This is a genomic window from Lachnoanaerobaculum sp. MSX33 (assembly GCF_000512995.1).
Lineage (GTDB): Bacteria > Bacillota > Clostridia > Lachnospirales > Lachnospiraceae > Lachnoanaerobaculum.
In genome coordinates, this window is sequence record NZ_AZXX01000071.1 from 41275 (window position 1) to 62700 (window position 21426).

Here is a 21426-nt window from a genome sequence, read left to right on the forward strand (position 1 = left end):
TACCTCATTAATTATGATTAATTTATAACTTTGTTTTCTCTGAGTTTGTTAAGCTCATCATCACTGTATCCTGCTTCTTTTAATACTTCTACTGTATGTTCTCCAAGTAAAGGTGAAAGCTTGTATTCTTCCCTTTCTCTCTTTGGGAATTGTACAGGATTTGTGAACATAGTTCTTTCATTTCCATTTCTGTATTTTATTTTAATCAAGAAGTCATTATCCCAACACTGCATATCATTCGCAATATCAACAGGAGTCTGTAACTTTTCAAATGGAATACCCGCTTTTTGTAATCTCTCACACCATTCATTGATAGGACGTTTTGCAAATTCAACTTCCATCATATCTACAAATTCTTCAATATAATTTACAACACTTTTCATTGTGCTATATTTAGAATCCTTTAAATCAGGACGTTCTATTACTATATCGCAAAATCCCGGGAACCACTTGTCGTATTGGAAAAATGCCAATTGTAACCAATTTCCATCAGAACACTTATATGTAGTATTAAGTGGATTTGGAGGATTCTTACGTGTTATCGGCATATTATATCCATACTGTGCCGCATTAACATATAAGCCTAATCCAAATACAGCTGTATGGAATAAAGACACTGTTACTTTTTCGCCTTCTCCTGTCTGACCTTTATTATACAGAGCAGCCAGTATACCTGCTGTAAGGTTCATTCCGGCATAATGATCGCCTAATGCCGCCGCTGAATTACATGGAGATGTATCTTTCTCCATAAGACTTGCAGCCACTCCACCTCTAGCAAAATATGCTGTGTAATCAAATGCCGGATTATCCTTTGCAGGACCTTTTTCACCATATCCTAACAAATGAGCATATATAACATGCGGAAGTCTCTTGTGAACACTCTCATAATCCAAACCACTTTTAACCAAAGCTTTTTCTCGAGTATTAGTCAAGAAAATATCAGCTGATTCAAGTAATTTGTATATTATCTCGACTCCCTCAGGTGTTCCTGTGTCAACTACAATACCCTTCTTTCCGGAGTTTTCCATCTCAAACAGTGGACATTCATCTTCTCCGGTAGGAAAATTCCATTGCATTCCTACGGCTCTAGTCATATCTCCAAATGCAGGTTCAATTTTTATTACTTCTGCACCCCAATCTGCTAAAACTCTACCACTTATAGGTCCTGCAACAAAATTCGCATATTCAATGACTCGTATGCCTTCTAACAACTTTCTTTTACCCATATTTCAAATCCTCCTTATATAAATATGTGAAAATTGTACTTAAATTTATTATATATCCAAAGATAATTATCGTCAAGTAATATATATATTGATATAATATAATCTATATTTTACTATTTTTGTAAAATTTTATTCAATGCCACAATAAATTATATATAATTTTTCAAAGGTTAGTTTTTCTTTTTTACATTGTTTATTATGAATTCGCATATATTATCTTTTAATTATTAGTCTATATATTTAAGTATTTTGATACCTCATTCAAAGCTTTTATATATTTTTATATCGAAAATATATAAATAAAAAAAGAGGGATAAAACCCTCTTTTATATAGTAGTAAATATTTAACTTTAATACTGTGATCCACTCTCTGTGAATACATTTCCCTGATACTGTGCATCACCGAAGCCAAGAATAATCTCACATACGAACGGTAAAAAGAATAAGCCTATTGCGAATCCTACATCATATCCGAAAGCTTTTGCTTTCCAATAGCAGAATCTTGCTCTTGCAACAATGAATACTACCAAAAATGCAAAGCTTACCAAACCGAATAAGAAACCGATAAATCCGCCTACACCTGCTATCAATGCTACTATTCTTGAAAGAATGAACGCACACCATAAATAAATAATGTATTTCTGATCCCATGTCTTTCCTGCGTAAAGATAATCATTATAAAATGGAATAATTGATTTCCATCCTTCAATATTCATCTTCTCAAAGACCTTGAACATTCCTACAACTGCAAGTACGTAGAGAATAAACGAAAAACAATTAACAAAGAACTGCAATATACCCATAATTTTGCCTCCTAAAACAGTTTCTTGTAGTGATAAAACGCATTAAGTTTTTATCAATACTTTTTAAAGTATATAGTACTTTTTATTATTCTGCAACAAATTTATATTCTAAATTTTCTTACTTTTTTATAACATTATCCTTATTCATAAATAATTTTATTTTTAATTCGGGCTTCACTTTAATATAATTCATTTACAGCCATTTTATATTCTTTCAGTCCACCGGATTTTCTTATCTTTTTCAGTATTTTAGCATATCTGTCATCATCACCAAGTATCATTCCCCAGATTTCTTTGAGTTTAAACAAAGTATTTCTTTCTCCGAAATCCAAAGACATATACTCTTCAACTATATCATCCAAAAATGCTACCGTCCTTTCAATACAGATGTTTTCTTTATTTTCCTTTATGGACTCGGCCAGTAGAGGATTTCTTACCAAACCTCTTCCAATCATAATTCCTGTAACCTTCTCATCAAAAATTTTTGTTTTCAAAACATTGATATCGTCTAATGTCTTTATATCACCGTTATATATAATATTCTGTTCCAAAGTATTACACGCTTGTGTAAATGAAGGTAAGTGTATATTATTTTTATAAAAATCACTTCGTAGTCTCGGATGAATTATTATTTCATTAAAATCATATTTTTCATATACTTTCAGTAAATCATCCCACTCTCCATAATCCGAAAAACCTATTCTTGTTTTTACAGAAATTGTTATATTGTTTTTCTTTTCAAATATTTCATAAAAGAATCTGTCTAACACTTCAGGGTTCTGTAAAAAACCTGAGCCGCGTCCCTTTGATGTTACAGTGCCTGACGGACAGCCGAGATTTATATTGAATTCACTATAACCCATCTCTTCTATTTCATCTACCAGCTTTAAAAAATCTTCTGCACTGTTTGTAAGGATTTGCGGTATCAAATATTGTCCCTTATTGTACTCTGTATTTAATTCCATCAATTCGGATTTTGAAAACCCTTTTTTCATATGCGGTGTAATGAAAGGTGTAAAAAATTTGTCCACTCCGCTAAAATGCTTTATATATACCTTTCTGAAAACATAATTTGTCACACCCTCCATAGGTGCCATGTATATCTCCATAAATCTCCTCAAATCAAAAAATAGAGGGCAAACAACCCTCTATCTAAGTTTATCATTTTATATGCATTTATCAAATATAATTTTTAATTTTTTTCTGTCTGTGATGAATCACTGCTTGGCGACTCCGGCATTTCAAGTTCATTTCCGTTTGCATCGGTAGGCTTTTGTGGCGGCTCTCCTGTAGGAGGATTTCCTCCCGGACCTCCGTTTCCATCAGGGGCACCCATGCCTCCTTGACCTCCAGGTCCTCCACCGGTGCTTTCACCGATAGTATTTCCACCTGCTGTTATAGTTACCTCATCACTGTTATCTCCTGCAGTTACTGTATATGTCTCTCCTGTGGTTAACTTATCTGAAGATATAACCGCAAAACTGAATGACTTGGCTGCCGTATAACTTACAATGACATTACCGCTCTTATCGGTTACCTTTATCTCCGTTCCTGCCTCAAGAGTACTTGAATAGTAAGCAGTTATAAAGTTCTGTGTTGAATTGCTTGAAAATGTCTGTGACATCTCCTGAACACCTGTACTTACAAATGTACCGCTTGAAATAGTTGCTTCACCGTTGTAATCAAGTGCAACGTCCGGACCTGAAGTAGCTCCTGATATATATACAGTTCCTCCTTCAATATATACCTGACCGTTTGAATCAATACCGTCTGCTCCTGCATCTACATTCACCACACCGCCTGTGATCTTTAAGTACGTATCAGCCTGGTTTTCCTCTCCATATGCTTCCTTCTCGGCGTCTGAGGCACTGTCATCGATAAGTCCCCTTGCATTAAGACCGTCATCTGTTGCAACAATATCAATATTTCCACCGTTAATATCAATAGTAACAGCCTCAAGACCTTCTCCGGCCTTCTCTATATTAATATTTCCACTGTTTATTACCAGCGCTCCGTCTGTTGTGATTCCGTCATCTTCCGCATTTATATTTATATTTGCATTTTCAATAGTAACAGAATCTTTACCCTTTATAGCCTTATCTACAGAATCAATAGTGATATTTCCTCCAAGTATAATAAGGTTGTCTTTAGATTTTATTGCCGCTGCATAATTAGAATCAATGTTTAGGCTTCCGTTTCCGTTAATAGTTAAATTGTTTTTAACAAAAAGTGTTGCATCAGGCTCATCTTCACCGTCTGCATACTCATAGCTTGTTCCGTCACTGAGTGTATTTGTTGTTCCGTCTACAAGTGTAATTACAACTTTCTTTCCTGTAGCTGCATTAATAGCTGACGATGTGGTATTTGTAATATTTACATCGTTGAATACCAGATGTACCACATCCTCATCACCGACTTCAGTTATTATCTGTCCGTCAAAGTCTCCGCTGAGAACATATGTACCCGCCTTTGTTATTTTAATATTTCCGTCTTCAAATGTAGCACCGTCACCTGTTATATCGGCACTACCTGCACTGAGTTCAATCTTCGTATCTGAGTCTGAATATGAAGTATCCAGATCTTCATCCGAGTACTCACCAACTGTTGTTATACTTGAAGTATCGGTTGCAGTAGTTTCGCTCTGCTGCATTGTAGTTTCTGTTGTAGTTGTTGTCTTGTTATTTGAACAACCTACTATTGCTAATCCAAGTGCCATAGTTATAAGCCAAGCACACATTTTCTTTTTATTCTTTTTCATATTGTACCTCGTTTCTAAAATGGGGTTTGTTGTTTATGCTCTGTATTATCTACAAAAGATATGTTCAAAATGTGTGCTTCAAGTGTAAAGTTTGTGTTTTTCTTACTTTTCCATAACGGAATACGTAAAGTTTTCTGCGAGCATTATACTAAAAAAGCAGACAGGCAATATCCCTGTCCGCTTGAATAATTCTTGAATTATTTTGCTACATAAACTCCGTCATTATTTACATAGTAACCGTCAGGAGTTGTTGCATTGTACCACATAGCACCGTTAGCATCGAAATAGTACCAAAGATGTGTATTCTCTGTGAGTAACCAACCGATGTTCATATGTCCGTCATCATGTAAGTAGTACCAGTTGTTATTGATATGTAACCATGAAGTATACATATAACCGTCTGCATTGAAATAATACCACTTAGAATCCTTGAATACCCAAGTATTCTTTGCATAATTTCCTGCACCATAGTTTAACCACCAGCCTTTAGCATCCTTTACCCATGTGCCTGCTGAAGAACTTAAAGTAGATACCGAGCTGCTTCTTCTGTTGCTTGAACCTGAACCGCCTGATGATGAAGAACCGCCTCTTCCTCTTCCTGAACTTGAAGGTGTTGCAACAGATGGTGTTGAAGGTGTTGCTGTTGATGATGTTGCCACTACTGCAGCAGTACTTCTTGACGGTATAATAATTGTTGATGGAGCTGCATTAGCTGCAAAAACCGCTCCAAATGTTAAACCTAATCCTAATGTAAGTGTCGCTATTAAACGTTTCATATATCCCTCCATATATCAAATTAATTTAATATTTCTTAACGAAACATTTAGGATAATAACATCATTCAACAAATAATGCAATGTAAATTACCTTTCTAAAAAATTACAACTTTCTTACATAATCAAATGTAATCTATGAAACACATATATTTACTGATACAATTAATTAACATATGTTAAATTCTATTGTTTAAATAGTTTTAACATAACATAAAAGGGAAGGCATAACCTCCCCTTAAAACCTTATTTCTTATCAAATTTTTCAAGTGCATCCCATACACCTAGTATATACATTACACCAAGCGCTCTGTCATACAGTCCGTATCCCGGTCTACACTTCTCATCCCAAATATGTCTTCCGTGGTCAGGACGAATATATCCTGTATATCCGCAGTCGTGATAAGCTTTGATTATATCTAAGATTCCTACATCTCCGTCACAATCTCTATGTGAAACTTCTGAGAAATCTCCTCCCTCATAATGCTTTACATTTCTTATATGTGCAAAGTAGATTCTGTCACAGTGCTTTCTGACTATGTCTGCAACTCTGTTATGTTCATTTGCACCAAGTGAACCTGAACAAAGTGTAAGACCTGAATAAGGATTATCTACAAGCTTTAAAAACTTATCAATTGCGGCTTCATCAACCAAAAGTCTTGGAAGTCCGAAAATATCCCATGGCGGATCATCCTGGTGAATAGCCATCTTGATATTACATTCCTCACAAGTAGGCATTATCGCTTCAAGGAAATACTTTAAGTTTTCCCAAAGCTTTTCTTTGGTAACAGGCTTATATGCCTCAAAGAGTTCCTTCAGATGCTCAAGTCTTTCAGGTTCCCAACCCGGCATTGTATATCCCTTTGATCCTTCTATGATATATCTTGCCATCTCAATAGGATCTTCTCTGATAACTTTCTTTTCATAGAAAAGTGCATTTGACCCGTCAGGCAACTCATGATGTAAATCAGTTCTGGTCCAGTCAAATACCGGCATAAAGTTGTAACATACAACCTTTACACCGAATTTTGCAAGATTTCTTAGAGTTGTTTTATAGTTTTCTATAAGTGCATCTCTTGTAGGTAAACCTATCTTTATATCATCGTGAACATTTACAGATTCAACCACATCCATATTAAAGCCATATGGTTCCAGTTGCTTTCTTACTTCTTCGATTTCGGCCACTTCCCAAACTTCTCCTGCTGCCTTGTTGTGCAAGGCCCAAACAATACCTTCAACACCGGGAATCTGCTTGATTTGCTTTAAAGTAACGGAGTCATTTCCTTCTCCGTACCATCGCCAAGTCATTTGCATAAATTTCTCCTTACTATAGTATCTATAAATATAAGTAACCTAAGTCACTGATATTATCCCACATATTTCTTCAATGTCTCCCTTACAGCTCCCTTTCCTGCTATAAGTTCCACAAAGTATTTTTCTGCAAGCTCACCAAGTCCTGCTTCATATAAGTTTACTCCGAATATGGAAGCATCGCCAAAGAGCTTTTCCAGTCTTGAATGTACATCAGTATCACCTATCTTAATATCTGCCACCATCGGAACCACCTTTTCAAGTAAAGGATCCGGACTGAGCTCAAATTTATTTAAATTGTCATCTATTCCCATCAGATATCTTGCCCATCCTGCAAATACAAGAGGTATAAGCTGGAGGTCTGATACTTTTAAGTTTTCGTTCTTTTCATATGCCTTTATTGTCTCACCGAATCTTATTGCAAGCTTTTGTGATGTATCACAGGCAATTCTTTGCGGTGTATCAGGCATAAACGGATTTGGGAGTCTTACTTCCACTACGGTATCTATGAAATCTTTAGGATTAATAATTCCCGGATCTGTAACTACAGGAAGACCTTCTTTATATCCTATTGTCTTTATAAGTTTTGTAAGCTCGCCATCTTTCATCTCATCGCTGATTTTTTCATATCCCAATATACAACCGTATATTGCAAGTGCCGTATGAAGAGGATTAAGGCAGGTACACACCTTCATTCTTTCCACCATGTCTACAACTTCACGCTTTGTAAACATTACTCCACCTTCTTCAAGCTTAGGTCTGCCGTTTGGGAAGCTGTCCTCTATTACAAGATATTCAGCCTCTTCCGCATTTACAAAAGGTGCTACAAATGTGTTCTTGCTTGTTTTTACAAAGTCTACATCCTCTATACCGTCTTTAACAAGCATATCCATTACGGACTCTGCAGGTCTCGGTGTTATTTTATCAATCATAGACCAAGGGAAACTTACCTTTTTTTCATCTTCCACATATGCTAAAAAGTCTTTATCACAGACATTGTTATCACACCAGTTCTTTGCAAATGCTACCACAGCAGCCTTAAGTTTGTCACCGTTATGTGAACAGTTATCCATGCTCACCATGGCTAAAGGAAGAGCACCCGCCTTAAATCTCTCATAAAGCATGGCACATACCTTACCCATGTAACTTGTGGCTTTATCAGGACCCACCTTAAAGTCCGCCTCTATTCCTGCAGGAGTGTTTCCGTTTCCGTCAACTACCGCATAACCTTTTTCGGTTATTGTAAAACTTACCATTTGAAGTGAAGGCTTTCTAAACAGCTCCTTTAAAGTTTCATAGTCTGAATTTTGAGGATCCACCCTCAAAGACTCTACTACAGAGCCTACAATATTCTTCTCAACCGTTCCGTTACAGCAAAGTTTCATATATATAGTCAGATCGTCAAATGACTTGAATGCCTTATCTATTATTTCGTAGTCGAATCCTTCAGCAACAACAAGACCTATATCGGTTTTCTTTTCATTTAAAAGATTGTTTAAAACATTTGCCTGAAATGCTCTGAAAATGTTTCCTGCACCGAAATGTATCCAGTTCGGATTTGCAAGTGTATTCTTTTTCACCTGCTCTCTGTCATACTTTGGTAGAGAGTATCCGAGTTTTTCCCAAGCTGCTGCATTTTCTAAAATACTTCTTTGATTGAGTTTCATTATTCTTCTCCTCATTTTGACCTAAAAAGCTTATAAACGATATTTATAAGCCACGACTCCGACCTTAAAATATATTACAATTTACGTTGTCAGATATTCAATATTTTATCATCTTTTTCATATAAAAAGCAAGGCTGAACCGTTACAAAACTTCACTTTTATAACACTGTTCAGCCTACTTAATTCAATAGTTTTAATGTTTAATTGTTTATATACTCAAGGACTTCTTCTATGCTCTTCTTACCGAAAAATACCTTGTCTTCATTCATTACCAAACATGGCACACTCATTACATGATATTTTTCTCTGAGATCCCCGAAATGATTTATATCATAAACTTGTGCATCAATATTCGGATTTAGAGAAGCAATTCTTTGAACCGCTACAACAAGGTCAGGGCACATTGTACAGCTAAGTGATACTAAAATCTTAAATGTAACCTTATCTTTGATTTCAAGTATCTTTTCTCTTATATCATCACTTAAGCCCTGTCCCGGACCTGATACATTGTATATACCGAGAATAAACGAAGTAAATTCATGTCCTCCCGGAACGCCGTGGAAAGCCAGACCGCTGAACTCTCCGTCTCTATGTATTTCTACAACAGGCGCCTTTGTTTCATCTTTAACCTCTTCAACAGATATCTTATCTGTAAGTTTACCAAGCTCGGTCATATATGAAAGCAATTCTTTTGATACATCATCATCCTTCACAAATACCTTAAGTAAGATATCTTTTTCCATCTTACCGAATACGGTATTTAACTGTGCAAGCATATCAGATGAGAATAATCCTTCTTCCTTGACTTCTTCTTTCGGCAAACTTCCCTTTCCGGCTCCTGATTGCCTTATAGGAACTACCGGCTTGATACCTGTCTTTTTATGCATTACAGAGATATACTTTTCAAGTTCCGTTGCTGCAATACCTGCATCTCCGACAGTTGTTACAACCTGTCTAAGCGGCTTTATACAAACATCTCCGGCCGCATACAATCCGTCAATTGCAGTTTTCTTTGAGGCGTCTGTAATTACATATCCTCTTTCATCAAGTATTCCGAAGTCCTTTACCAAAGAGGTTGCCGGCTCATATCCTGCAAATACGAATACACCGAAACCTTCCTTGTCTTCAAATACTTCTTCTTTACCTGTTTCATTGTTCTTATAAACAATTCTCTCAAGTACGTCTCCACCTTCAACTTTCACCACCTCAGTATGTGTAAGTACGGTAATTTTCTCATTATCATATGCATGTTGTGCTGTTGTTTTTGCACAGGTAAAGTCAGGCTCTCTGATAAGAATGGTTACATGCTTTGCATACTTTGTCAGGAATACGCTTTCTTCCGCAGCCGCAAAGCCTCCTCCTACAACAAAGACTTCCTTTCCTTTAAAGAATTCTCCGTCACATGTAGCACAATATGCAACACCATGACCCTTAAACTTTGCCTCACCTTCAAATCCGATCATTCTTGGTGATGCACCTGTTGCAAGTACTACTCCGAAGCACTCGATATCTCCCTTTGATGTATGGACCTTCTTGATATCACCGTCCATATCGATGGAGTCCACTGTAGCAAGTAAGAATTCGGCACCGAAGTTTTCCGCCTGTTTTCTCATCTGCTCTCCAAGCTTGGCTCCTGAGATATGCTCTATACCCGGATAATTTACAACTTCAGCGGTCAGAGTTATCTGACCGCCAAATTTTTCTTTTTCTATAACAAGTACACGATAATATGCTCTGGCTAAATAAATAGCCGCTGTCAGACCTGCAGGACCTCCGCCCACAATGACTGCATCATACATGTTTTTACTCATAATGTCCCCTAATATTATAACTGACCTACAAGATCAAGACTTGGCTTTAATGTCTCAGCACCCGGCTGCCACTTAGCAGGGCAAACCTGATCGCCATGCTCATGAACGAACTGGCAAGCACGAAGCTTTCTTAAAAGCTCTTCAGCGTTTCTTCCTACGCCACCTGCGTTTACTTCATAAGAAACAATCTTTCCGTCAGGATTGATGATGAAAGAACCTCTCTCTGCCAAACCGTTCTCCTCGATATATACTTCAAAATCTCTTGAAAGTACATGTGTAGGATCTGCAAGCATCGGATACTCAATCTTTGAGATACGCTCTGAATGATCATGCCATGCCTTATGTGTGAAATGTGTATCTGTTGAAACTGAATAGATCTCACATCCTGCCTCTTTAAACTCCTTATAATTCTTCTGTAAATCCTCCAGCTCTGTAGGACATACAAATGTGAAATCTGCAGGATAGAAGAAGAATACACTCCACTTTCCTAAGATATCCTTCTTAGATACTTCAACGAAATCTCCCTTATGAAATCCCTGTACGCTAAACTCTCCAACTTCTTTGTTAATTAATGACATAACTGCCTCCTTATATAAATAAAATATTTTTTTTCTAAATCAGCATAGGAAATATCTTTACTCAAAAGGTAAATGATAGGTTTTCCTAACCTGTTGTTATTATATTTACCATAAAATTATTGTATACACAATAGCATTTTTGTAATTTCGGCGTTTTAACTAATAATAATTCCTATTATTATGAATTATTTTACACTAAAAAGCAAACAATATCTTTATTATAAAAAAGGATGCGATCATCTCGCATCCTGCTTAAATATATTCAATTTCAACTAAAGTAAGCCCCTTTGCGGGCATTGTCTGCCCTGCAAGTTTTCTGTTTTTTGCTTTCATTATCTCTGTTATATAACTTGGCGGATAAACTCCCATACCGACCTTTATAAGAGTACCTGCTATAATACGAATCATATTGTAGAGGAAACCGTCACCTCTTATTACAACAGTGATCATATCTTCATCCTGTAACACTTCCAAAGAAAAGATGGTTCTTACAGATGATGAGGCCTGAGATTTCTGTGAACAAAAGCTTGTAAAATCATGTGTTCCTATAAAGTATCCGCTTGCCTCCCTCATCTTCTCAACATCCAGATTGAAATAGCAAAAATGTGCATAAAGTCTTTCTGTAGGTATATCGATTTTTCGATTCAAGATTCTATAGGTATATGTCTTTATACAGTCATTCTTTCTCGGATGCCAACCTGCTTCCACCTCATCGGAATATTGTATTCTGATATCATCAGGAAGTCTTTGATTTATGGCAAATGCAAACTTATCTGCCGCCATTCTTGCATTAGTATCAAATACGGCCACATTTCCATAGGCATGTACTCCCGAGTCTGTTCTGGAGGCACCTATTATCTCTGTTTCTTCACCTGTAAGTTTTGAAATGGCATTATTTAATACTTCTTCTATAGTTATTCCGTTAGGCTGCTTTTGCCAGCCACAGTAATTTGTACCGTCATAGGATACTATAAGTCTTATTCTTCTCATTACCCTACTTCCTAAAAACAAAAACCAAAGCAATACATATAAGCATATATATCAAATAATATAAATATGCAATTATATCAATCTTCTTATATTTTAAAGGCTTCAGCTTGGTTCTGCCCTCACCACCATGATAACATCTGGCTTCCATCGCCATAGCAAGATCTGTAGCTCTTCTCATTGCAGAAATAAAAAGCGGTACCAAAAGCGGAACCATTGCCTTTGCTTTTTGTATTATATTTCCCGACTCAAAATCGGCACCTCTTGCCATCTGAGCCTTCATTATTTTGTCCGTTTCCTCTATCAATATGGGAATAAATCTAAGTGCAATCGACATCATCATTGATATCTCATGTACAGGTATCTTTATAACTTTCAAAAAGCCCATGCTTTTTTCAAGACCGTCTGTAAGTGCATTCGGAGTCGTGGTCAAGGTCATTACAGATGATCCCACTATAAGGAAGATCAATCTCAGTCCCATGAATATTGAAATTCTGATACCTTCTTTAGTTATTTTAATTATCCATAGTTTGAATACTACTTCTCCGTCAGTCAAAAATAAATTAAAGCTGACACTGATAATCAAAAGTATTAAGACAGCTTTCAGACCCTTTATCATGAATTTCACAGGAACCTTTGAAAGCGAAATAGCAACCACTAAAAAGAGTGTTGCCAGCGCGTATCCCGGCCATGAATTTGCTATAAACAGAGAAACAATAAAAATCATGGTTCCAAAAAGCTTTGTTCTAGGATCAAGTCTATGTATTACAGAATCTATTGGGTAATACTGTCCCAATGTAATATCTCTAAGCATTTTTATCCTTCCTCTTAATATATTCTAATATTTTATACCTAGCTTCCTCTATTGTGGTAATATCGTCTCCCAAGTCTACACCTTCTTTTTTAAGTCTCTCCACTATATAAGTTATTCCCGGCGCACTAAGTCCTATGCTCTCAAGATATTTATACTTCTTGAAAACTTCCTTAGGTGTTCCGTCTAAAACAAGCTCACCGGCATTCATAACAAGCAATCTGTCGACATACTTTGCTACGTCCTCCATACTGTGTGAAACTAAAATGACTGTCATATCCCTTGATTTTTTCAATTCTATAATTTCATCAAAGAGCTCATCTCTTCCCTTAGGATCAAGTCCTGCTGTAGGCTCATCTAAGATAAGCACTTCCGGATTCATAGCTAAAACTCCGGCTATGGCTACTCTTCTTTTTTGTCCTCCGGAAAGTTCAAAAGGTGATTTTTTATAATAACTTTCATCAAGACCAACCAAAGCAAGGCTTTCCTTTGCTCTTGCTTCCACTACATCTTCAGGAAGCTTTTGATTTCTCGGTCCGAATTCCACATCTGAAAGTACGTCTACCTCAAAAAGCTGATGTTCGGGATATTGGAAAACCAAACCTACCTTTTGTCTAAGAAGTTTCATATCATACTTTGCTGTATATATATTTTCTCCGTTAAAGAAAAGCTCGCCTGAGGTCGCCTTAATCAGTCCGTTCAGATGCTGTATCAAAGTGGATTTACCCGAGCCTGTATGCCCAATAATACCTACAAACTCACCCCTTTTGATGGTAAATGATACATCCTTTATGGCGTACTGTTCAAATGCGGTTCCTTCTCCATATATAAAGTTTAATTTCTTTGCTTCTATTTGCACATTATCTTGCATTATTATCTCCAAATGTGTTTATTTTAATATCGGTAAAAGGCTGTCTACAAGCTCATCCAATGTAAGTATGCCGTCCGGTAAATCAAGTCCTGATTGTTTCAGTTCAAATGCAAGCTCTGTAGTACTTGGTACGTCAAGTCGAAGTTTCTTTAATTCCTCAACATGTGAGAAGACCTCTTTAGGTGTGCCGTCCATAACTATCTTACCCTCATCCATAACTATAACTCTGTCGGCTTCTATAACCTCTTCCATATAGTGAGTAATCAGTATTACCGTGATTTTTTCTTTTTTATTTAATTCAAGAACCGTCTTTATAACTTCTTTTCTTCCATTTGGATCAAGCATTGCTGTCGGCTCATCAAGTACTATACATTTTGGCTTCATTGCCATAATACCCGCTATAGCCACTCTTTGCTTTTGTCCGCCTGAAAGTTTATTCGGAGATTTATATCTGTAAGCAGTCATTCCTACCGCTTCCAGAGCAGCATCTACCCTCTTCCACATATCATCTGTCGGAATACCGATATTTTCAGGACCGAATGCCACATCTTCTTCCACTACATTTCCTATGATCTGATTATCCGGATTTTGGAATACCATTCCTACCATCTTTCTCAAATCAAGAAGTGTTTCATCATTTGCCGTATCCAAATCAGAGATAAATACAGTACCTTCTGTAGGTAATAATATACCGTTTAAATGTTTTGCAAAAGTAGATTTTCCCGAGCCGTTATGTCCTAAAACCGCCACAAAATCACCTTGTGTAATATCAATATTTAAATTATTGATAGCTCTTTTTACATCCTCTACATTGTCCGCTTCATCTCTTGTTATATAATCAAATATAAGCTTTGTTGCTTTTACTATTCCCATATTTTCCTTTTACTTACTTTTTATAAAACAAAAACCTCAGCAAGGTTGCTGAGGTTCTAATAACGTGCGTGAGAAGATTCGAACTCCCGACACCTTGGTCCGTAGCCAAGTGCTCTATCCAGCTGAGCTACACACACATTGCAAGTACATATTCTACATTAGTGTTTTGTGTTTGTCAATAGAATTTAAATATTTAAATAAAAACGTAAAATACCCAAAATGAATATATGTACAGGATAAAAAAGATAATTGAACCACTTATATTGTTTACCTCTTTTTCCGTTATAGGTTAGAGTCATAAAAAATCCCAAACATGAGTATAACTCCTTTATAATAGATAAATATCCAAGCCCCGCTCCAATCAGAGGTTTATCATAAAAAATATAGAAAATATACGCCACTACTACCGCGTGGTAATCATAGTCAAGGCTAAGTTCCATTGCCGACAGTCCTGAAAAAATAACTATTATAATAGAAACTGTATACCATAAAACTTTACCCTTAATCTTCCCTTTTAAGGTATCTATTATCCATATAGTTATTAGACATAGTGCCAGAGTAAACATCATATTGTTCCAATACGGATTAAAGAATGTTTTCGATGTAAACATATCAAATGGTACTTCAGATATCACTCCGAACACTGTCAAAGTAAGCAGATATTTCTTCCTGTTTTTTGTTTTATAAAATCCTTCCACTATAAAAAACACAAAAATAGGGAAAGCAATTCTTCCCAATACCGAGAATATATTTGACAAGTACAATAAAAATCCGCTTCCGTCAAGTAAAGGTGTTATAAGAGCATTGTTTATATGATCAATAAGCATTGAAACAAATGCTATGTATTTTAGCTGTGCTCCTGAAAAGATTTGAATTCTTTTTAATTTATCAGATTCAAATCGTTTATTTAATTCCATAGTTTCCCTCATATTTTTATATATTTATAAATCAAATTATACTTAATGAAATTTTATTATATCATATAAAAATAAATATTTCATAAAATGAATTTTAACATATTCTTTGTAATCATTTGACTTGTAAGTACACTGCACATATAATGGTAAAATCACGCTCTTAAATAAGAGATTTATCAGTATGGAGGATTATTATGTACACCGCTACAAAAGGCAGCTCATCTTTTAATAAAGATATTTTAAGGCTTGCCGTTCCGATAGTTTTACAAAATATTGTTACAACCGCTGTAAATTCAGCTGATGTAATAATGCTGGGCTTTGTAGGACAAGATGCACTTTCAGCCGGATCACTGGCGAATCAGGTTATGTTTATATTAAACCTTGTATATACAGGTATTTCATCCGGTGTCATAATGCTTGCCGCACAATACTGGGGGAAAAAGGATACAAAGACAATTGAACATATAATGGGCATAGGTATGCAGCTGTCCATGTTTATATCAAGTATGTTTTTTATTATGGCATTCTTTTTTCCACATATTTTAATGAGGATTTTTACAAATGATGTAAACTTGATAACTGCAGGTATACCTTATCTTAGAATGGTAAGTTTCTCATATCTATTTATGAGTTTCTCTCAAGTATATCTATGTGCTATGAGAAGTATAGAACGAGTTAATTTCTCAACTGTTACAAATGCCGTTGCACTGATTTTAAATATTATACTTAATGCTGTTTTTATTTTCGGTCTCTTCGGGGCACCAAAACTTGGAATAATTGGTGTTGCACTGGCAACCGTAATTGCAAGAGGTGTTGAGTTTACAATATGTGTTATAGATAATTTTATACCGAAAGCCATTCATTTTCATATAAAGAATGTTTTGGAAGTAAATAAAATATTATTTTTTGATTTTATGAAATATTCTCTTCCTGCCTTCGGAAATGAGATAGTTTGGGGAGTGGCCTTTTCAATGTACTCTGTTATTATGGGGCATCTAAACAGTGATATAGTAGCGGCAAACGCAGTAGTTGTGGTCGCAAGAAACCTTGGTACCGTGGCATGTTTTGGTATAGCTGATGCAGGAGCAATTATCCTTGGAAAGTCAATCGGTTCAGGAAATACCGATACCATAAAGTCCGATTCTTCACGATTTGTGAAAATAACAAGTATATCTGCAATTTTAGGTGGAATAGTTATTTTCCTTTTAAGACCTGTATTTTTTTCTATGACTGATTTAACTCCTACTGCACAGAGTTATCTAAGCATAATGCTTTTTATAAATATGTATTATATAGTAGGCCAGGCATTCAATACGGCAATGATTTGCGGTGTGTTCAGATCCGGTGGCGATTCCAAATGGGGATTTTTCTGTGACATATTAGATATGTGGTGCTATTCGGTTCCGCTTGGCTTTATATCTGCTTTTGTTCTTAAGCTTCCGCCAATGTGGGTATACTTCCTTATTTGTACCGACGAGTTTGTAAAGATTCCTTTTGTTTACAAGCATTATAAGAGCTATAAATGGCTGAAAAATATTACGAGAGATTTTTAAAATAAGGGGCGATAATCGCCCCTTATAACTATAATTGTATCCATTCCAATCCGTCTACATCCTTTAATATAAATGTACTTTTCTCAAACCTGTTTTTAAGTACAACTTCATCTTCTACCGATATATCGGTATACCAATGATTAAGACTTGCATATTTTCCTCTGTGAATATCAACGATTACAGTAGTTATAGGATCCCAAGTTTTCTTTTTAACACTCTCTACAATCACATAATATGCGTCTAAGAATACAAGATTTCTTCCATACATCCAAAACGGTAGTTCTTTATCTAACAGTGGAAGCTTAGCTGAAAAAATAAAATCACCCATCGGCGGCTCCGTCTCATAGTTTAATACTATCTCACTACCATAATATGCGATTTCTGCTCCATATGCACCTACACTTACAGGTACACCCTCTTCGGCTATTATAAAATCCATATATTTCCTTTCAAAGCCTATACTATACCCTCTGCATTCATTCGAATGGCAAAAAACTCTTTAAATGTATCGGGTTCATTTTCTATAGTTTCTTTCATTGATATAAGTTTTCTTTTACCCACTCTTCTATCCAAAACAGCAAATATTCTGACAAGCATATTTTCACTGCATAGACTCTTTTCAATACTTTGGTTATCAAACTCATCAAATGCCCTATAAAAGCATGTTTGGTCGAACACTCCAAGTTTTATAGCTGTATCATCTATATAGGCAAATTCTTGGCTCATGCGTCTTTCATACTTTTCATCTTTTGGAAAAAATGCCGCTTTTGTCCAATTCTGATAATACCCACCTTTTATTACTTCTTTTCCGTCATATCTTATAGCAGCTCTTCCTTCATGATCGGGGGATTTGCTATAGGATGTCGCAAAATAGCTGATATGTCCACGTAGGCTCTCTGCCAGATATTCACTTTCCATTCGTTTTCTTATACCGCTCCAAGTTGACATTTTGCCTCCAAACTATAAATTTGTGTTATCATCAAGCTTCTCAAAATATTCATCTAGGCAACGATATATTTTCATATCCTCTTTATTATCGCCTCTTAAAACCACACAAATATTTTTATTTTCCATATCTGTAAACACAAAATTATATTCACCGTAGTAAGCTTGGTAACCGCATCTTTTTAGAGTAAATATCTGACCGACCCTACATTTAAAAATATTCTTTTTGACAATATAAGTCTTACCTATCTCCAATGTCAGTCCTTCTTATAAAAATACAAATATGGGTAGTTTACAATCTCTTCATGCCAGTTATCATCATGCTTTATTATAACCTTTCCATTTTCATCATAACACCTTGTAACTATCGGTGCGCTCTCTCCGGATTTTATTTTCCAAACCAATATTCCGTCCTCAAGCCCTGAATCAGGTGAATCGGTCTTTATATATTTTCCCAAATAGCAATCCCACCTTCCAAAAGGCAACTTATCATACACGATATTTACAAACTCTGCCAAGGTATCCGGCAAAATAAATGTATCAGGATTAGGTGCGTTTACATCATCTCCCATACACATACTGCTCCTGCCCATATAGACTTTTATTTGCATACTCTCTCCTTAAAATTTATATAAAAGAGGGAATACCAATCCCACATCAATAGCCATAAATCCCAGTATAATACCCAAAACACCTAAGAATATAGTTATACCTTGAACATTTTCACGAATCTGTATGGAGAACTTCTTATAATCAATACCCCTGTTATTTATAATATTCTCTCTTTCTTCCGCTCTGTCCGTTAATGAGATATTATAACTTCCGGTCTCCGCACCAAATGTATACAGCTTAACTCTTACATCCTTAATACTGCTTGCCGTAGTCCTAAAAAAATCCGGATATAATATTACAAACTCTCCTGTAGCATTATTTTTAAGTTTAATATCTAAATTATATATAGGAGATACTGAATACTTTTTTCCTGAAAGCCATATATCATATTTACCGCCATCCTCAAGTCTAAAACTTCCATCTATTAAGCTTACGGGCATTTCATATATCATCTTAGCCTTAGCAAATAATCTGACTTTTTTTATGCCGATAACCATCAGATATATTCCCACGGGTACAAGAAGAAACAATAAATATTTTAAATCCTTAATAGATTGTAACCAAGACATTTCCGTCCGCCTCCAAAACTTCCTTATAAAAATCTTTCATTCTTTCAAAACAATCAAGAAGATCTTCTTTTATTTCGTCTTCTTCATCGTCATAATCCCAGATATCCGGATAAAGCTCCGCTTCCTTACCTTCTTCCAAACCAAAGCTTTCCAAAGCAGTTTCCATATCAAAATCTTCAAGTACTTTTAATATATCAGCAACTCTGTCTTTTTTTGTATAGGCTATAAAATCATCTATTCCCTCTATCGAAGTTACACCAACTACAGCTTCACTGAGAGGATCTTCCCATATAGGGTCTGACGCACTTACTCCTGTTAACATATAGTGAAGAAGATCCCAGTTCTTATCTATATCAAGAAGTATTTCCGCCTTCTCATTCCAATCTTCCACTGTTTCAAAGATATCTTCCTCATTGTCCAGGTTTTTAAGTGTTTCCAAATCTTCATCACTTAAATATTGATAGTTTGCTCTAAGTCCCATTTTTATTTTCTCCTTAAAATTTAAAATATTTTTATAAATCTTTTTTGTAACTTATCGGATTTGTATCCTATATTCTCATAGAATTTATGTGCTTCTACACGATGATTTGCCGAATTAAGTCTGATAAATGAAATACCGTTATCAGTAGCATATTTTTCGATATGGCGCATTAATTTTTTGCCGACTCCATTGCCCAGGAAATCAGGATCCACGGCCAACCCCAATATATTAAGTCCGGTATCACTATAAACACTTTCATACACCTGTGCATGAACAAATCCGATAACCTTTTTTGTATTCTCATCTTCATATACTGCCAGGATATGATTTTTATTATCGCATGACAATTTCTTTATCTGATTCTCAACTGTACTTATATCAACATCATAGCCCAATGATGTTTTACATATTTTTTGTATATCTTCTGCATCGGATATATTTATTTCTCTTATCATATATTTTAAACTATCCTCTCAACCGCCCATTCTTGCATACTGAATACCCTTTTTCAAGCTTCCGTTCACAATGATACAATGCCCTGCGAAAATATCATCATCATTAAAATACGCTGTAAATGAACCGCCTGATGTCATAGAAATTGATTCAATACCGATTCTCTTTGCAAAGCTCTCTTCTGCAATTTTTCCGGCTTCTTCCTCGGATTCACACCAATCTCTTGCAAGATCTATAAGATTTTCTGCTGCAAATTTTCTCATATTTGCATACCATTTTTCAGCACTTAAGTACAATTCTTTCATAGCTTTTCTTGCCTTTGTGATTCCGGATTTGTTGTCTTTATCAACATCCAAGGAAATATCAATATTTTTATCAAGCCAAGGAATATGCCCTTCGAAGCTGTTTATAGTTCTATCATACAAAAGCTCACCCAATATATCATCCTCTATGATTATAGGCTTTTTGTACTCTGCAAGGATTTCTTCAAGTTCCGGACTTTGTGCATTTTTTTCTATTACATCCACTAAAAGAAAATCAAGTCTTTTTATCATAATCTCCGGCAGTTCCTCAGGTAATTTCCTACGTACCTTTAAATGATAAACAGTTTCTTCATCAAATTCCGGTATCAAATGATTTTCATACTCTTTTTCACTTGCTGCAAATACAAATCTACATTCTTCTTTATGTAGCTCTCCGGTTTCACAATCTATATAGGCCAGGCAACAAACCGCCACTTCCCAAAATCCGTTTCTCTTACTTGTGACATCACCTTCATGCCTAAGTACAAGAATTTCCTGCTCTTTTTTATCAAAAGAGTTTTCCCATTCGTTCTCAGTCATTTGGTTTCTTTTTCTCATATAATCTATGAGTTCCATTAAGATTCACCCCCTATAAGCTGTGATAATTCATTCTCATCAAGCTTACCTTCAGTATATAACTTTTCAAGCAAATTTTCATCAAAATCCATTTCATAGTAGTCTGTTACAAATTCCTTGAAGTCATCATATGTTTCACATATATATCCAAGCATCCATTTGCTTCCGTCATCATCAGACAATTTATTTTGATGAATTTTTCCGTCATACCAAATGAAAAATGTTGTTTCATCTATTTCCCGGTCATCAAAGAGAGAAATATATTTTTCATCAACACCTTCATATATCTTTTGTATAACACTTCTGTCAAACTTCTCTTTAGAAAACTGACTCAAACTGCTTTCATGTGCAAATCCCTTTATTAAGACAATATCTTCTGTAAAAATAACATATAGAGTATCGCCTGAGCCGTTATCAACAATATACTTTAAATAAGCTTCATTTTCTTCTTTTTCAATTATTCTAAGATATTCCTCAGAAGGGTCAGTCAAGGCATTGTCAAGAAAATATAACGCCTCAAGTCCGGTTCGCATATTACCCCAATCCATA

At 35.6% G+C, this 21426-nt stretch carries 24 protein-coding genes and 1 tRNA gene; 1 reads left to right on the forward strand and 24 read right to left on the reverse strand.

Annotated elements, in window-relative coordinates; all coding sequences use genetic code 11:
- Positions 1–17 precede the first annotated feature (17 nt).
- The 15 genes from HMPREF1495_RS08150 to HMPREF1495_RS08220 form a co-directional block, all read right to left on the reverse strand.
- Positions 18–1226 (reverse strand): CaiB/BaiF CoA transferase family protein, encoded by a 1209-nt coding sequence (locus HMPREF1495_RS08150; RefSeq protein WP_034213642.1) that lies wholly within the window; start codon positions 1224–1226, stop codon positions 18–20.
- A 350-nt stretch (positions 1227–1576) separates the two neighbouring features.
- Entirely contained in the window at positions 1577–2029 is a 453-nt protein-coding gene (locus HMPREF1495_RS08155) for a DUF5684 domain-containing protein (RefSeq protein ID WP_034213644.1), read from the reverse strand.
- Between the two features lie 179 nt (positions 2030–2208).
- Positions 2209–3138: a tRNA dihydrouridine synthase gene (locus HMPREF1495_RS08160; RefSeq protein ID WP_034213646.1), complete on the reverse strand. Its 930-nt coding sequence runs from the start codon at positions 3136–3138 to the stop codon at positions 2209–2211.
- 83 nt (positions 3139–3221) lie between these two features.
- Positions 3222–4787 carry a carbohydrate-binding domain-containing protein gene (locus HMPREF1495_RS08165; RefSeq protein ID WP_034213648.1) on the reverse strand — a complete coding sequence of 522 codons (1566 nt, stop codon included), beginning with the start codon at positions 4785–4787 and terminating at the stop codon, positions 3222–3224.
- A gap of 197 nt (positions 4788–4984) precedes the next feature.
- Entirely contained in the window at positions 4985–5563 is a 579-nt protein-coding gene (locus HMPREF1495_RS08170) for a cell wall-binding protein (protein WP_034213650.1), read from the reverse strand.
- 243 nt (positions 5564–5806) lie between these two features.
- On the reverse strand, positions 5807–6874 hold the full coding sequence (uxuA, locus tag HMPREF1495_RS08175) for a mannonate dehydratase (RefSeq protein ID WP_034213652.1): 1068 nt from the start codon (positions 6872–6874) through the stop codon (positions 5807–5809).
- Between the two features lie 53 nt (positions 6875–6927).
- A complete protein-coding gene (locus HMPREF1495_RS08180) occupies positions 6928–8538 on the reverse strand; it encodes a mannitol dehydrogenase family protein (RefSeq protein ID WP_034213654.1) in 1611 nt (536 codons plus the stop codon).
- Between the two features lie 200 nt (positions 8539–8738).
- Positions 8739–10349 (reverse strand): FAD-dependent oxidoreductase, encoded by a 1611-nt coding sequence (locus tag HMPREF1495_RS08185; RefSeq protein ID WP_034213657.1) that lies wholly within the window; start codon positions 10347–10349, stop codon positions 8739–8741.
- Between the two features lie 14 nt (positions 10350–10363).
- Positions 10364–10927, reverse strand: a complete 564-nt coding sequence (gene ahpC, locus HMPREF1495_RS08190) for an alkyl hydroperoxide reductase subunit C (protein ID WP_007592352.1) — start codon at positions 10925–10927, stop codon at positions 10364–10366.
- Between the two features lie 252 nt (positions 10928–11179).
- Positions 11180–11917 (reverse strand): tRNA pseudouridine(38-40) synthase TruA, encoded by a 738-nt coding sequence (truA, locus tag HMPREF1495_RS08195; RefSeq protein ID WP_034213660.1) that lies wholly within the window; start codon positions 11915–11917, stop codon positions 11180–11182.
- A 4-nt stretch (positions 11918–11921) separates the two neighbouring features.
- The gene (locus HMPREF1495_RS08200; RefSeq protein WP_034213663.1) at positions 11922–12728 is read right to left on the reverse strand and encodes an energy-coupling factor transporter transmembrane component T family protein; all 807 of its coding nucleotides are present in this window, start codon (positions 12726–12728) and stop codon (positions 11922–11924) included.
- Positions 12721–13596, reverse strand: a complete 876-nt coding sequence (locus HMPREF1495_RS08205; protein ID WP_034213666.1) for an energy-coupling factor transporter ATPase — start codon at positions 13594–13596, stop codon at positions 12721–12723. Before HMPREF1495_RS08205 ends, HMPREF1495_RS08200 begins: the two co-directional genes overlap by 8 nt.
- Before the next feature lie 18 nt (positions 13597–13614).
- Positions 13615–14469, reverse strand: a complete 855-nt coding sequence (locus tag HMPREF1495_RS08210) for an energy-coupling factor transporter ATPase (RefSeq protein ID WP_034213669.1) — start codon at positions 14467–14469, stop codon at positions 13615–13617.
- A gap of 63 nt (positions 14470–14532) precedes the next feature.
- A tRNA-Arg gene (locus HMPREF1495_RS08215) sits at positions 14533–14606 on the reverse strand.
- 48 nt (positions 14607–14654) lie between these two features.
- Positions 14655–15386, reverse strand: coding sequence for a TraX family protein (locus tag HMPREF1495_RS08220; RefSeq protein ID WP_034213672.1), 732 nt, complete (start codon positions 15384–15386; stop codon positions 14655–14657).
- A 194-nt stretch (positions 15387–15580) separates the two neighbouring features.
- Here HMPREF1495_RS08220 and HMPREF1495_RS08225 point away from each other — a divergent pair, with 194 nt between their 5' ends.
- The gene (locus HMPREF1495_RS08225) at positions 15581–16939 is read left to right on the forward strand and encodes an MATE family efflux transporter (RefSeq protein WP_034213675.1); all 1359 of its coding nucleotides are present in this window, start codon (positions 15581–15583) and stop codon (positions 16937–16939) included.
- A 28-nt stretch (positions 16940–16967) separates the two neighbouring features.
- Here the strand turns inward: HMPREF1495_RS08225 and HMPREF1495_RS08230 are convergent, their stop codons facing one another.
- Genes HMPREF1495_RS08230 through HMPREF1495_RS08270 form a run of 9 tightly spaced genes read right to left on the reverse strand, consistent with a single transcriptional unit; the run spans position 16968 to position 21425 of the window.
- Positions 16968–17378, reverse strand: coding sequence for a hypothetical protein (locus HMPREF1495_RS08230; RefSeq protein WP_034213678.1), 411 nt, complete (start codon positions 17376–17378; stop codon positions 16968–16970).
- Between the two features lie 17 nt (positions 17379–17395).
- Positions 17396–17887, reverse strand: coding sequence for an SF0329 family protein (locus HMPREF1495_RS08235; protein WP_034213681.1), 492 nt, complete (start codon positions 17885–17887; stop codon positions 17396–17398).
- A gap of 12 nt (positions 17888–17899) precedes the next feature.
- Positions 17900–18139 (reverse strand): hypothetical protein, encoded by a 240-nt coding sequence (locus tag HMPREF1495_RS08240; protein WP_034213683.1) that lies wholly within the window; start codon positions 18137–18139, stop codon positions 17900–17902.
- Positions 18140–18141: 2 nt separating this feature from the next.
- A complete protein-coding gene (locus tag HMPREF1495_RS08245) occupies positions 18142–18495 on the reverse strand; it encodes a hypothetical protein (RefSeq protein ID WP_034213686.1) in 354 nt (117 codons plus the stop codon).
- A gap of 9 nt (positions 18496–18504) precedes the next feature.
- The gene (locus HMPREF1495_RS08250) at positions 18505–19065 is read right to left on the reverse strand and encodes a hypothetical protein (RefSeq protein WP_034213689.1); all 561 of its coding nucleotides are present in this window, start codon (positions 19063–19065) and stop codon (positions 18505–18507) included.
- Positions 19043–19546 (reverse strand): YfbM family protein, encoded by a 504-nt coding sequence (locus HMPREF1495_RS08255; protein ID WP_034213692.1) that lies wholly within the window; start codon positions 19544–19546, stop codon positions 19043–19045. The genes HMPREF1495_RS08250 and HMPREF1495_RS08255 overlap by 23 nt, the downstream gene beginning before the upstream one ends.
- A gap of 20 nt (positions 19547–19566) precedes the next feature.
- Positions 19567–20001, reverse strand: coding sequence for a GNAT family N-acetyltransferase (locus HMPREF1495_RS08260; protein ID WP_034213695.1), 435 nt, complete (start codon positions 19999–20001; stop codon positions 19567–19569).
- A gap of 18 nt (positions 20002–20019) precedes the next feature.
- A complete protein-coding gene (locus HMPREF1495_RS08265; RefSeq protein WP_034213698.1) occupies positions 20020–20877 on the reverse strand; it encodes a DUF2262 domain-containing protein in 858 nt (285 codons plus the stop codon).
- The gene (locus tag HMPREF1495_RS08270; RefSeq protein WP_034213701.1) at positions 20877–21425 is read right to left on the reverse strand and encodes a hypothetical protein; all 549 of its coding nucleotides are present in this window, start codon (positions 21423–21425) and stop codon (positions 20877–20879) included. Before HMPREF1495_RS08270 ends, HMPREF1495_RS08265 begins: the two co-directional genes overlap by 1 nt.
- Position 21426 lies beyond the last annotated feature (1 nt).